Annotated in this window: 7 protein-coding genes; 5 read left to right on the top strand and 2 right to left on the bottom strand. The window is 45.7% G+C overall.

Annotated elements, in window-relative coordinates:
* Nucleotides 1-64 precede the first annotated feature (64 nt).
* The 3 genes from AC58PV_RS00075 (at nucleotide 65) to AC58PV_RS00065 (ending at nucleotide 8,636) form a co-directional block, all read left to right on the top strand.
* Nucleotides 65-3,628 (top strand): polysaccharide lyase 8 family protein, encoded by a 3,564-nt coding sequence (locus tag AC58PV_RS00075; RefSeq protein ID WP_497430256.1) that lies wholly within the window; start codon nucleotides 65-67, stop codon nucleotides 3,626-3,628.
* 208 nt (nucleotides 3,629-3,836) lie between these two features.
* Nucleotides 3,837-6,278: an alpha-L-rhamnosidase-related protein gene (locus AC58PV_RS00070; protein WP_497430255.1), complete on the top strand. Its 2,442-nt coding sequence runs from the start codon at nucleotides 3,837-3,839 to the stop codon at nucleotides 6,276-6,278.
* A 144-nt stretch (nucleotides 6,279-6,422) separates the two neighbouring features.
* Nucleotides 6,423-8,636: a helix-turn-helix domain-containing protein gene (locus AC58PV_RS00065; protein ID WP_497430254.1), complete on the top strand. Its 2,214-nt coding sequence runs from the start codon at nucleotides 6,423-6,425 to the stop codon at nucleotides 8,634-8,636.
* A 375-nt stretch (nucleotides 8,637-9,011) separates the two neighbouring features.
* Here the strand turns inward: AC58PV_RS00065 and AC58PV_RS00060 are convergent, their stop codons facing one another.
* Entirely contained in the window at nucleotides 9,012-9,833 is an 822-nt protein-coding gene (locus tag AC58PV_RS00060; protein ID WP_497430253.1) for a helix-turn-helix domain-containing protein, read from the bottom strand.
* Nucleotides 9,834-9,954: 121 nt separating this feature from the next.
* On the opposite strand from AC58PV_RS00060, the gene AC58PV_RS00055 reads away from it, so the two are divergent.
* Complete coding sequence (locus AC58PV_RS00055) at nucleotides 9,955-11,982, top strand: beta-galactosidase (protein WP_497430252.1); 2,028 nt, start codon at nucleotides 9,955-9,957, stop codon at nucleotides 11,980-11,982.
* Nucleotides 11,983-12,127: 145 nt separating this feature from the next.
* Here AC58PV_RS00055 and AC58PV_RS00050 read toward each other — a convergent pair whose 3' ends face one another.
* Complete coding sequence (locus tag AC58PV_RS00050) at nucleotides 12,128-12,910, bottom strand: phytanoyl-CoA dioxygenase family protein (RefSeq protein WP_497430251.1); 783 nt, start codon at nucleotides 12,908-12,910, stop codon at nucleotides 12,128-12,130.
* 167 nt (nucleotides 12,911-13,077) lie between these two features.
* On the opposite strand from AC58PV_RS00050, the gene AC58PV_RS00045 reads away from it, so the two are divergent.
* Nucleotides 13,078-13,926 (top strand): helix-turn-helix domain-containing protein, encoded by an 849-nt coding sequence (locus AC58PV_RS00045; RefSeq protein WP_497430250.1) that lies wholly within the window; start codon nucleotides 13,078-13,080, stop codon nucleotides 13,924-13,926.
* The last annotated feature ends 62 nt before the right edge of the window (nucleotides 13,927-13,988 follow it).

Genomic DNA, 13,988 nt, shown 5'->3' with positions numbered 1-13,988 from the left:
TCATTGAAGAGGAGCTTTCTTTTGCCTGAAACCATTTGCAATATGGAAGGGGTTATTTATATTTATGCGTAAAAGTCTACTATTTACAACATTTATCCTAGTGTTATCACTGCTAATCAATGTGCTAGCACTACCAATTCAACCTGCCTATGCGGCAGATGAGTATGACACGCTGCGTGCGAAAATGTACGATTTTACAACGGGAGGATCGACTTACAATACAAGTGACTCCGACCTTAGCGTCAAGATCACTAATATTACGTCACTGGCTCAGACAAACTGGGATTCGATGAATACGAGTGCAGGAAGAACCTACCTGTGGAGTGATTTGGCAACGACAACGGAATCAGAGCACGTTTCCCAAAGCTATCAACGGTTAGAAGCGATGACACTGGCTTATGTAACGAGAGGATCATCGCTGAAAGATAACGCTACGTTGCGTGCGGACATTATCAGCGCCATGGATTGGATGTATACCAACAGATATAATACCAGCATTCCTAAAAGAGGGTACGACAATTGGTTTGACTGGCAGGTTACTTCACCGCTAGTTATCAATAATATCACGACTTGGTTATATGATAGTTTAACCCCTACGCAGATTAGTAATTGGCATGCCGTCATCGACTATCAAGCGCTTGTTTGGGGGGCCGGCTTAACTGGAGCTAATCGCGTGTGGGCTTGCTACATTAAAATTCAAAGCGGGATTATCGTCAAGAACAGCGCTAAGATTATAGAAGGCAGAGACCAGCTTAGGTCGGTATTTGATTATGTGACTTCCGGAGAAGGCGTGTATAGCGAGGGCTCTTTCATTCAGCATACCGCACTCATTCCCTACAATGGGGGATATGGCACAGCTTTGCTCGATAATTTGACGAAATTGATGTATGTCGTAGCAGGGTCCACTTGGGATATCGTAGATCCGGATGTGAATAACATTTATCAGTGGATTTATACGGCTTTTGAACCACTCTATTATAATAACTCCATGTTTGATAGTGTCAGAGGAAGAGGTATTGCTGGGTTTAGAGACGATGATAAGGGATTAACTTCTATAAAAGCGATTGGGCCAGCCGTGGTTCGGATGGCACTTTCCGCACCAAATGTCAGTGATCGGGCAGCTTATAAATCGATGATCAAAAAATGGCTGCTGGAAGCCACTTCGCCTACGAAGTATGCGGATTTGGTCATGATGAGCGATATTGTGCAGGCGAAGCAAATTGAGGGTGATCCTTCCGTTACCCCAAGAGAACCACTGGTTATGAACAAACAATACCCGAATATGGCCAGAGCTGTACACCATAGACCGGGATTTGCCTTCGGCATTAGTATGTCTTCCAATCGAATCGGGAATTATGAAATGATCAATGATGTCAATTTAAGAGGCTGGCATACCGGAGACGGGATGACCTATTTGTATAATTCGGACTTGAAACAATATAAAGATTCCTTCTGGCCTACCGTTAATAGTTATCGCATGCCAGGTACGACCGTGAACCAGAATACCACGGCTGCTGCGAATGCCAAAAATCCGAATAATTGGGTTGGAGGTACAGAGGTTTCAGGTTTGTACGGAGCTACAGGCATGCAGTACACGGCCAATGGCTATAATCTCACAGCGAAGAAATCCTGGTTTATGTTCGACGATGAAATCGTGAATTTGGGTGCCGGCATTACGTCTACGGATAATAAAGTCGTCGAAACCATTGTCGATAACCGCAAGCTAAATAGCAGCGGAAACAATGCGCTCACCGTCAACGGTGCAGCTAAATCAACAGCACTCGGGTGGAGCGAGACGATGACTGGCGTAAATCGCATTCATTTGACTGGAAATGTCGCCGGTTCGGATGTGGGTTACTACTTCCCTACGACAACAACACTTAAGGGATTGCGCGAAGCGCGTACAGACCAATGGTCGAGCATCAACCATTACAACCTAGGCACGGATTACACGACGAATTTTACACGCAACTATATGAATCTGTGGTTCGATCATGGTACGAATCCGACGAATGGCGGGTACGCTTATGTGCTTCTGCCGAACAAAACAAGTGGGGAAGTGGATACGTATGCTTCGAACCCGGACATCACGATCGTTGAGAATTCAGGCGATGCACAGGCTGTGAAAGAAAATGCACTGGGTATACTTGCAATTAACTTCTGGAATGATGCGTCCAAAACGGTGAGCGGTGTCACCAGCAACAAAAAGGCGTCCGTCATGATACGCACGGGAGAGAACGGAACGGAAGTTTCCGTATCCGACCCTACACTTTCCAATACGGGCACGATTCAACTTACGATTGCGCAAAATTTGGGACCGGTTGTGTATAAGGATTCACGGATCACTACTAGCACGAGCGGTGGTACGACTACACTTACTATCAACGCGAACGGTGCTGGCGGCAAAAGTATGAAGGCGTATTTTGCAACGCCTACTGGCGTCCCGATTACCGGATATACGGTAATCGAAGATTTTGACGATATGCTGCCTGGTGCATTGACTGGGCAAAACGGCTGGATATTCAATAACGGCGGTATTGCAGCGAACACTGTCGTTGTGCAGAAGGAAAATGGCGTGAACGAGGGCAAATCGTTGAAAGTAACGACAGGCTCAACAAGCGGAAGCGCTGAAGCTTATCGTCTGTTTAATGCTCCTCAGAACGGCTACATCACAGCGGAAGCGACTGTCACAGCCGATGACGCCAACTGGAAGAATGCGCTCATTATCGCAGACAGCAGCATAGCGACCAATAACAATGCCGCACAGCTCGTGATGCAATCCGGCAAAATCTGGGGTTATAACGGCAGCGTAAAAACGGATGTGTTAACAGGGATCGTAAATGGCCAGCCCTATCGTTTGAAGGTCGTTATCAACACATCTACGAAAAAATACGACGTTTACGTTAACGATGCGCTGCTCGCTACAGGTTGGGATTATCGCTATTCGAGTGTGAACACGCTGGATAAATTCTCTAGCTCCATCGCCGGCAATGCTAGCTCGATGAGCGCGGACGATGTGAAAGTATCGTATGCGCCGCTAACGTTAACGAGCTTAGTCGATGAGAACTTTAACGGATTGACGCTCGGCAATCTGAATGGGCAAGGCGGCTGGGTGTTTGACAATGGCGGCGTCACAGGGAATACGGGTGTGGTCCAGACGGTGAGCGGGGCTAATAAATCTGTCAAGTTGACAACAACGTCCGCTAGTGGCAAAGCGGAGGCCTACCAGTTGTTCAATGCGCCAGCGAACAGTACAGTGATCGCAGAAGCAACGGTGATTGCCGATGACGACAATTGGAAAAATGCCTTGATCATCGCGGACAACAGTCTCACTTCGAATGGGAGCGCTGTGCATCTCGTCATGCAAGCAGGCAGAATTTGGGGCTATAACGGCGGTACCCAAACGAATGTGCTAACCTCGATCACGAATGGAGAACCTTACCGTTTGAAAGTGATAATAAACACTTCAACGAAAAAGTTCGACGTGTACGTGAATGGTGAATTGCGAGGGTCACAGTGGAATTATCGTTACACAGGGTTGACCAAGGTCGATAAGCTAAGTGCATCAATCGGCGGAAATGCCAGCTCAATGAGCGTAGATGATGCGAAGGTGAGTTATATCCCTTAAGAAATAACAAAGAAGCCTGAGATTAAGATTCTCAGGCTTTTTTGTTATTCAAACGCATGCTATCGACTATGCGGGGAGGATTTCACTAGCAAGATTGCTCGTTGGAGAAGCATGTTAATCGTGCAAAGAAATGTAGATTGATGGCGTGCAGCAAAATCGGTATGTTGAAATCATTGAAATTAGGTAAGTAAATCGAGAGGTGTTCAATTTGCGTGTACTATTAACTGACTTGCCTTATAACGACCAAATCGAGCAAAATCAATTGTTAAAACCATGGGAACAGTCGACGGGTTGGCCATGCCGTTGGGTCACATTCAGTGAGGCTCTCCAACCTCCCTTTGTTATTGTTTATCGTTGCACATTCATATTAAAAGAGACACTTCGCTTCAGGGTACACGTTTCTGGAGACGAGAGGTACGAACTCTTCCTAGATCATAAACGAATTGGCCGAGGCAGCGAACGTGGAGATCGCAACAATTGGTTTTATGAGACGTACGAGGTCGAGCTAGCCCCTGGAGAGCATCAATGGGTTGCACGGTGTTGGGCGATTGGCGATCATAAGCCGTGGGCACAAATTAGCGTACAACCAGGTTTCCTCCTTAGCCCGGATGATGAATCGCTCGCACCGCTGATGGGCACAGGAGTTGCTCCGTGGGAAGCGAAGCCGATGTTGGGTTATCGTTTTCTTCCACTTCCCTCTAGCATCGGAACTGGTGCAAAGTTGGACATTGATGGGGCTTTTTTCGAATGGGATGCTTTACTTGGAGCAGGTAACGGTTGGTTTCCGGTACAACCTTTGGGGAATGTTTATCATACGAAGGACAATTATCATTTCTCATCCGTACAGCGCCTTATGCGTCCGGCTACATTGCCAGCGATGCAAGAGGTTAGCGTGACGACGATGGGGATACGTTTTGTTGAGCAAGCTGGCATCCAGGAATCTGACGGGTATCCGATCGTCGCGAGTTTGGATTTACTAGAGGAGCATGAGCGTTGGAGTGGCTTACTTACGGGTCAACCGACTCGCATTCCAGCGAATACCAGAAGACGAATCATTATCGATCTAGGGGATTACTATTGTTTCTATCCGGAGCTTATCGTTTCGGGAGGGAAGGGTTCTGTCATTCGGCTCCATTGGGAGGAGTCCTTCTATGATGAAGCGGAGGGCGGACGTAAGACGAACCGTAACGAGATTGTTGGTAAATGGTTTAGAGGTTACGGCGATACGTTCCGTCCGGATGGCGGGGAGGAGCGACGTTTCGATACGTTGTGGTGGCATGCGGGAAGGTATGGGGAGTTAATTGTGGAAACGGGGAGCGAAGCGTTAGATTTTATGGCGCTTAGGCTGTTCGAAACAAGATATCCCTTGGAAATGGAAGGTTCTATTCATTGTAATGATGAACGTTTAAATCAAGTCGTTAAGAAATCATTCAGGACGTTACAAATGTGTGCTCACGAAACCTACATGGATTGCCCTTACTGGGAACAGCTCATGTATGTGGGGGATACACGCATTCAGTCGCTTGTTACGTATGTGAGCACACTCGATGCTCGCTTACCACGGAAAGCGCTGGACATGTTCAGGGCTTCCCGCAACAATCATTTGGGACTTGTGAACTGCGCTTATCCTGATCAAAGCGGTAAACATATTGCTTCATTCTCCTTGTGGTGGGTAGCTATGGTTTATGATTATGCTTTATGGAGAGGGGACCGGGAATGGATTCGTTTCCTGATGAGCAGCGTTCGGGATGAGATGGATCGGCTATTGCACAATCGTTCACCGCAGGGGGCAGTTAAGCTGCCCGTCTCATGGAACTTCATGGACTGGCAGACTGCGCCTTCGGATGCGTGGCGCTCAGGTATACCTCCGCATAGTTCAGATCGGTTGAATGCTGCCTACAATCTACTGATCATTCATACGCTAGAGCTGGTCGCCAAGCTGGAAGCCTACTTAGGTGAAACGGAGTTGGAATCACGTGCTAAACGGTTGGCCAAAGAACTGAGCAACGTGACCGAGCAGCTTTTCTGGCAGGACGAGAAAGGCATGTTTGCGGATGATACCGACCATCAGAATTATTCGGAGCATGCACAGGTGCTTTCCTTATTATGCGAGTCGATTTCGCCGAGACTCAATCGTCGGCTTTTACCTGAAATACTGAAGACTGACATGGACTTGATGCGCACAAGTGTATATTTCGATCATTACACGTTTGATGTATTTGCCTCTGGCAGTCGAATTGACGCGCTATTGGACAGACTCCATCCTTGGTTTAGCATGGAAGAGACAGGCCTTAAGACGACGCCAGAGATTTTCCTGGATTCAACGCGTTCGGACTGTCACGCATGGGGCGCTCATCCGGTCTACCATCTCTACACGAGCTTGCTTGGCATTCGCCCGGCATCGATGGGATTTGCTTCGGTCGCGATTCGTCCGCAGCTTGGATCGTTAACAAGTCTGCAGGGCAAGCTTCCGCACCCCCATGGCTTTATTGAAGTAAACGTCGAGTGCCGGGGCAGCCAGTGGCATGTCGAAGTCACGCTTCCTGATGGATTGCCTGGTACGTTGGTTTGGGGCAACGACAGCTATCCTTTACATGAGGGGCAGAATGAGTTTGTTTTCTCTGAATTCGCGCAGCCAAGCACTCCCTAAGTCGAAAAAATCGACTTAGGGGACAGGAATCGACTGCTTCCCAGCTGCATGTTAACTCCACGAAAGGTTGTATATTGCTCCTTCATCGCATCGCGGATAAAATGGTAACATAGATACCCTTTATGCTGAAGGAGAGAGCCCAACTTGAGAAGAAATTGGTTCCATCGCTTGCTACTTTCCTATGTGCCTGTGCTTATTCTTATCGTTTGTTTATTCGTATTTATCGGGATTGTTCAGCTCAATGATTTGTCCCGCAAAGAAGCCCTGAAATCTAGCGGTGTCTATGTGCAAAATATCCAGAGCAGCATCGACATGTCACTGAACTCCATTGAAATGATGATGCTGGAAACGATCACGCGGAATGTTAATTTCATGACCTTTGCTGGCATGCAAAGCGATACTAACTTTTTCATCGAGCTATCCCGACTGCTTCAAAGCCTAACATCTACGAATCCATGGATTGATTCTGTTTATTTGTACCGGGTCGGTGATGGAACGGTTATTAGTGATAAAACAAAACTGAATGTCGATCAATTTGCAGATAAGCCATTCATTGAAAGTCATATAAATAATTCTGAACAAGCCAACTGGAGTCTGCCCCGTCCCTATCGGATGCTTAAAGATGGGCTTCTGGAAGGAACCGTCATTTCCCTGTCCAGAAGTGTACCCTTGCAAAGTAAAGGGATCGCTATGATGGTTGTTAATGTGAAAGTGAACGCCATTCAAGAGTTTCTAAGCAAATATGGCACTTCAGAAGTGAATCAGATTGCACTTAAGGATAGTCATGGGCAAATGATTTTCGAGCAAAAGGGCAAGAATCCGAAGGTTGATGATATTACGATCATATCCAACTATACGGGTTGGATGTATACGAGCTCGCTTAAGAAGGAAGAGCTAGGTAATATTTTTGACTATATGAAGAGCGGCTGGTTTATTGTTGGATTCCTGGGACTGCTGGTAGCGATAGGTTGGATTGTGTATATTACGCGTAAGAATTACAAGCCTATTGAAACGATTATGTCACGTATTGAGAAATACAATCAGGTGCACAAAGAGCATCCGATCCAAGGACCGACGGTCGATGAGCTTAGTTATATTGATTACACATTGAGCAGCATCATTGAGGTTAGTCAGGAGTATCAGAACCAGAGTCTTGTTAATCAGAAGTATCGACGCATTCAGTTGTTCCATGAGATTATTGATGGTAGTCGCCCGCTAGTTCAGGGGGATTGGGACAATGAAATGCTGGAGCTTGGCATGAAGCAATTGGGAAGTGCTGCCGTCAGTATTGTCGAAATTGATAAATATACCGAGTTTATTAGTAGGCATTCCCGTGAGGATCAGGGGCTTTTTAAATATATTCTGAAAAAAGTAGTGGAAGAGTCGGCAGAAGCCTGTGGTCTGCGCATTTGGCAGGAGTGGGTTACCAATCATCGGTTATGCATAATTTTTCTGGAAGAGCAGCAAGAGATGCCTCTGGAGTCGATGATGTTGACGTTGACGGATCAAGTTCGGCTATGGATGCAAAATAATTTGAAGCTGACGGTGACATTTGGTTTGGGCTGTACTGTACATGAAGTTCAAGCGATACACCAGTCCTATGAATCTTCGGCAAGGGCGCTGGACTATAAGTCTGCGCTTGGCAGCAATCGGTTAATCGGCCATTGGGAAATCGAGCTGTTGTCGCATGATGATCTTTACGTTTACTTACAGTATGTACGGACGATTGCTCAAGCTTTCCGTGTTGGTAATGAAGGGTGGCAGGAGCAGCTAACGCTGCTATTTGAGGGGTTGCGTCGGCTTTTGCTTCCGAAAGAAGAGATCAGCGGTATTCTCAGTTATATGAATTATTATTTCTATCGGGAAATGATGGAGCTGCCGCCTGAGTATCAAGAACTGTGGAATCGGGAATTCCGTACACCATGGGATGAGAATATGGAGACGCTTGAAACGTTAGACGAGCTTGAAACCTTCTATTTGAAAACCATATCGTCGTGTGCCCAGCAAATGGAAGAAATTCGCGTCAGCAAGGGCAATCACGGTGTGGTGCAAAAGGTAAAAGAGTACATTGAAGCCAATTTCAATGACCCGGATCTATCTCTATCGAGTTTGAGTGAACAATTCAACATGAATTCGTCCAGCCTAAGCACCCTATTCAAAGAAGATTTCGGTGAGAAGTTCGTTGTTTATCTCTGCCAAATACGGATGGAACATGCCAAAGAGTTGCTGAGAACGACACCTCTGCCAATTCAAGAAATATCGGAACGTGTAGGCTACTTACACCAGATGTCTTTCATCCGCGCTTTTAAGAAAATGATTGGCACAACGCCGGGAGATTATCGGAAGGTTCATCAATAGGAGTTTTTACAATCTGAAAAAACGGATCATTGACAGATGTTTATCTGTTCGTGATCCGTTTTTTTGGTGCTAGAATTTGAGGGTAGACGGAAGGATCGTGATCCCAGATTCACTTGGCCTATTGTCATTATACCTTAGGCTCAGAAGGATGATAGTTAACTGTAAAATATACAAGTAATTTCGCCTGAATCCCAACTTTAAGTTGAATGCATGTAAAAGCTACAGTTATTTTCGATGGTTTTCGTCCTAACTGGAAGAAAGGTATGAAATACATGTGCTTTTTCCATTTATTAAGAAAAATCAAGCTGAATCCGGAATATTAACTGGAGGTTTTCCAGTTAGTTGGGGTGGTCTTACTGGTCAAACATGCCCCGCTTAGTTCAACTCCCTAAATCGCTCTGGCGTAAGGCCAACTTGCTTGCGAAAGCTCGCAATAAAATGGCTCGTATCCCGAAAACCTACACGTACAGCAATCTCCTTAATGGCGCGATGCCTGTCGGTTAGGAGCATTTCTTTGGATTTGCGAAGTCTTATCATAATGAGATAGGCATAGGGAGAAAGGCTGAAAGCGTGCTGAAACAACGTATTCAAATGTCGTGGCGTAATCGCCAGTACCGCGGCCATCTGTTCAATCCCCGTATCGGGATTCGGATAGTGATCTTCTAACCAATCTGTTAGTGGCTGTAAGTGAAGCATTTGGTTCGTAATCGAAGTGCGATTGTTGATTTGGGCATGTTTTTTAATTTGAATCAAAAAGTGGTACAAATCCGCGGATGCATCATAGCCCGAATAATCGGCTTGTGTCTGAAGCTTGTTTAATATCGTTGTGAGCGCACGTTGCAGAGGACCTTCCTCATCCCAGCGGAAGACGGCGGATTCCAGCATATCCAATGTGCTTAGAATGGCATGCACACTCGTGCCTCCGAATGTGACATATTGTGTGCACCAGGTATCCGTAACGGCGTAATAAGTGTGCGGTTCGCCAGGCAGCATGAGGACACCAGAGCCTTTGGATAAAAGGATTTTCTTACTGCCCATGATGTATTCGCCTTCTCCGGAAAAGGTTTGCAGCCAATGATAGTGAGGGAGGCCATCTTTGCGGTCGAGCATCTCCTGATCTTCATGGTGACCAATGCTATCAATAAATAAAGGATAGGGCTGTGCGGTACTAGGCGTTAGTAGAAATCGGGTATGCACCTTCCATCCTCCTGTTCCATTTTCTTATATATGATCTTCATTTATCTTATATTTTAACATGAATATGAATTTAATATAATGTACTTATTCTTATATGAAATATACTGATGAGGTGCTAATCGTGATACATGCTAAGCTGCCAAAAATATGGTACGGTGGAGATTACAATCCAGAACAATGGGATAAAGAGGTTATGGACGAGGATTTACGCATGTTTAACCTTGCGGGAATCGATGTCGCGACAATTAATGTATTCTCGTGGGCGTTGTCGCAACCGAATGAGGATACGTACGATTTTACGTGGCTGGATGACATTATTACTCGTCTCCATGCGAATGGAACTTATGTGTGTTTAGCTACGAGCACGGGAGCTCATCCTGCTTGGATGGCGAAGAAATATCCGGACGTGTGTCGTGTGGATTTTGAAGGGCGGAAACATAAATTCGGGAAGAGGCACAATTCTTGTCCGAACAGTCCAACCTATCGTACCTATTCGGAGCGGATCGCGGAGAAATTAGCTGAGCGTTATAAAGATCATGAAGCAGTATTAATTTGGCACGTATCCAATGAATATGGCGGATATTGCTATTGCGATCATTGCGCGGACGCCTTTCGCACATGGCTGCAGGTGCGATATACGACGCTAGATCAGTTAAACAAAGCATGGTATACAGGCTTCTGGGGCCATACGTTCTACGATTGGGAAGAAATCGTGCCGCCTAATGTGCTTTCGGATGAAGAGCATGGGGAACGTTCGTACTTTCAAGCCATTTCCTTAGATTATCGCCGATTTATGTCGGATAGCTTACTTGATTGCTATAAATTAGAGTACAACGCGATCAGACGTCATTGCCCTGAGCTGCCAATAACTACGAATTTAATGGGGCTTTACAAGCCATTAGACTATTTCAAATGGGCACCTTATTTGGATGTAATTTCCTGGGACAATTATCCTTCATTGGATACGCCGGTTAGTCTAACGTCCATGACGCATGACTTAATGCGTGGGCTGAAGGACGGTCAACCGTTCATGCTGATGGAACAAACACCTAGCCAGCAGAATTGGCAGAAGTATAACTCATTGAAGCGCCCTGGCGTTATGAAGCTTTGGAGTTATCAGGCCGTTGCTCGTGGCGCGGATACGATTCTTTTCTTCCAGCTTCGCCGGTCAGCAGGCGCTTGCGAGAAATACCATGGTGCAGTGATTGAGCATGTTGGCCATGAGAATACCCGAGTGTTCCGCGAGTGCGCAGAGCTAGGGAATGAACTGGTGCGTTTATCTGATAAAGTGCTCGATGCTAGAGTGAAAGCGCGTGTTGGTATCGTTTTTGACTGGGAAAATCGTTGGGCAATTGAACTCTCAAGCGGTCCGACAGTCGACCTTAAGTATGTAGATGAAGTTCATAAATATTATGACGCTCTGTTTCAGCAAAATATTCAAGTTGATCTCATCGGCACGACTACGGATCTTGCAGGTTATGATATCGTCATTGCACCTGTCCTTTACATGGTCAAAGAGGGTTATGCGAAGCGCGTGGAACAATTCGTGCATGATGGAGGAACCTTCCTGACTACGTTCTTCAGCGGAATCGTCAATGAGCATGATCGTGTTACTCTCGGTGGATACCCAGGTGAGCTTCGTAATGTTCTTGGCATCTGGGCAGAAGAAATTGACGCGTTATTCCCGGATCAGAGCAACCAAATACAACTTAATGAGCAATGGGGCGGGCTCGATGGGAACTACCAATGCGGTATTCTGTGTGATTTAATCCATGCAGAGGGCGCAGAAGTGAAAGCTGTGTATGGGAAGGATTTCTATCAAGGAATGCCTGCATTGACAGTGAACAAGTATGGCGCAGGTCAAGCGTGGTATGTAGCTTCTAGTCCTGAACCGGCATTTCTACAAGGTCTGCTAGGTAATTTGTGCCAAGATAAAGGAATTACCGCACTGATTCCACCTGTTCCTGGGATAGAAGTTTCTACAAGAACGCATGAAGATAATGCGTCATTCGTCTTTATTCTAAACCATAATGATCATGCTACTACGATTGCGCTTGGGGATCTGAAAGGGACGGATTTGATCTCAGGGGATTTCATTGAAAAGGAAACAACTCTGTCAGCGAAGCAAGTCCTCATTATTGAGGCATAAGTGATAGCTCAGATGTAAAAAATACAGTTAAATTTCGGGAAGTCGTTTATTATTTATGGCTCAAAATAGAGGCGTTTCAATAAGTCTGCTTAGACTTTTGAGACTGCCTCTTTTGCCGTTCTTATTTTAAACATTACCCAAATGGTTATGCATCCTTGATAATTGTATAGTTGGGCTTCACTTTCGTGAAGTTAGGATTCTCGCCGCTAACCATTAACCCCATACCCCAGTCATAATGCTCTTGCGTCGTCGGGAAATCACTTGCTTCTCGGTATTGGAACAACACATTTCTCCGTGTTCTGGTGCTCTTGTTGGAAGATGATCCATGGATCGTTAAGTAATTGAAGAACAAGACATCGCCAGCTTCAGCTTCGCACGGAGTCCCTAGATGGATCGGATACTCTTTGTGATTGAGATAATGCGAGCCGATATGCGGCAAGCTTCCTGCAAGATGGGAGCCGGGGATGACGCGCAGACAACCATTCTCCTCATCCGCCCGATCCAAGTGAATACTTGCTGCTAACATCGTATGGTTTTCATGCGGAAAATACGGATAGTCTTGATGCATTGGGAAGGCAGCACCGTTCTCAGGCGGTTTAACCAGCATTTTAGAATGGTGGAGCTGCACGTTGGGTCCGATGATTTGTTTCAGAACCGCTACCATATTCGGATGAATGACAGCTCGCATGAAAGAGGCATCATGATAATGCACATCATGGAAACCCTTGAGAACGAGTTTCTTCAGCTCTTCAGCCGGTAAATAATCCCCTTGCCAAGCATCATTTCTATCCGCTTTTGCTTGTGCGGCACGTCCAATAATACGCTCAACAGCTTCTCTCATCTCTCCAACTTCTGTTTCATTAAAGACACCTTTGACAAGTAAATAGCCATTCTCTTTGTAAAAATCCACATCTTTGGATTGAATCATCGTCTATTCCTCCAGTATAAAGATTGCTCAATTACCCGCTTTCTATCTATAATTATAGGGGAAAGCAGTGACGTAATCTTTTTCAACAGAGGACATACTTTTGCACAATAAGGCCATTTTATCTTAAAAAGGTGAAGCTCATGTATCTCTATAAGGAAACATACGCGATGTTGAATGAAGCTTTAACGGTCGTCCATGGTGCGGAGGCCGTGTTTAAAGTGCATTACTGGGGAGTTGAACCTTGTTTATATGATAATCAACCCCATAAGCATTCCTTTTTCGAGATATGCTACATATTGGACGGGGAAGGAGAATACGCTGAAGAGGGTACGATTTATCCACTCCGAGGGGGCACGCTCTTTTGTTCCAGGCCTGGTATTAAGCACCAAATTCGGACGGACCGGGGACTGAACATTGTATTTATTGCATTTGAAATCGATGAGAGTTCAAGCGAAGAAGGGATTCGCGAGGCTTACCACAATCTTGCTATGCAAGGTGATTTCCTCCTCTATGAGGCTAATGATCAGCCGACGGTGCAACTGTGGTTGTCGCTTCTCATTCGCGATGGTCACGGAAGCTTACCTTATGCTGCCATTCATTCTGTGGCTTATGCCTTGCTGGTGTCCTTCTCAGCTGTCTTCGGAACAGTAACGAAGTCTCCCGTTGTTCGTCACAAGAGCACGAATGTATTGATGCGCCGCGCCAAACTCTACATCCGCGATAATCTCTCTCAATCGCTGCAATTGAAAGACGTTGCCCATTATCTGAGTGTGTCGGAACGTCATCTTTCACGGCTCTTCTCAGAAGGAATTCATGAGAGCTTTACGAATTTTATAAGAAGCGAGCGTATTCGCCAAGCATCCTATTTCTTACTGAACAGCGACTTACCTATCAAAGAAATTGCAGAAAGAACGGGATTTTCATCCGTTCATTATTTCTCACGCACCTTTCAAATGGAGAAGAAACAACCGCCAGGACAGTTTCGCCAGAGAGAAAAGCGCTATGATGGTGAATAATCTCCTACTTATCTAAATTCTACCAATAACGTATAATAGGGGTTAATCCACAAAATGAGAGG

Source organism: Paenibacillus sp. J22FR83 (assembly GCF_059691955.1).
This window is presented reverse-complemented; position numbering and strand designations above follow the sequence as displayed.

Coding starts and splice junctions, on each gene's coding strand:
- AC58PV_RS00075 (WP_497430256.1), top strand. CDS start 65: ATGCGTAAAAGTCTACTATTTACAACATTTATCCTAGTGTTATCACTG.
- AC58PV_RS00050 (WP_497430251.1), bottom strand. CDS start 12,910: ATGATTCAATCCAAAGATGTGGATTTTTACAAAGAGAATGGCTATTTA.
- AC58PV_RS00045 (WP_497430250.1), top strand. CDS start 13,078: ATGTTGAATGAAGCTTTAACGGTCGTCCATGGTGCGGAGGCCGTGTTT.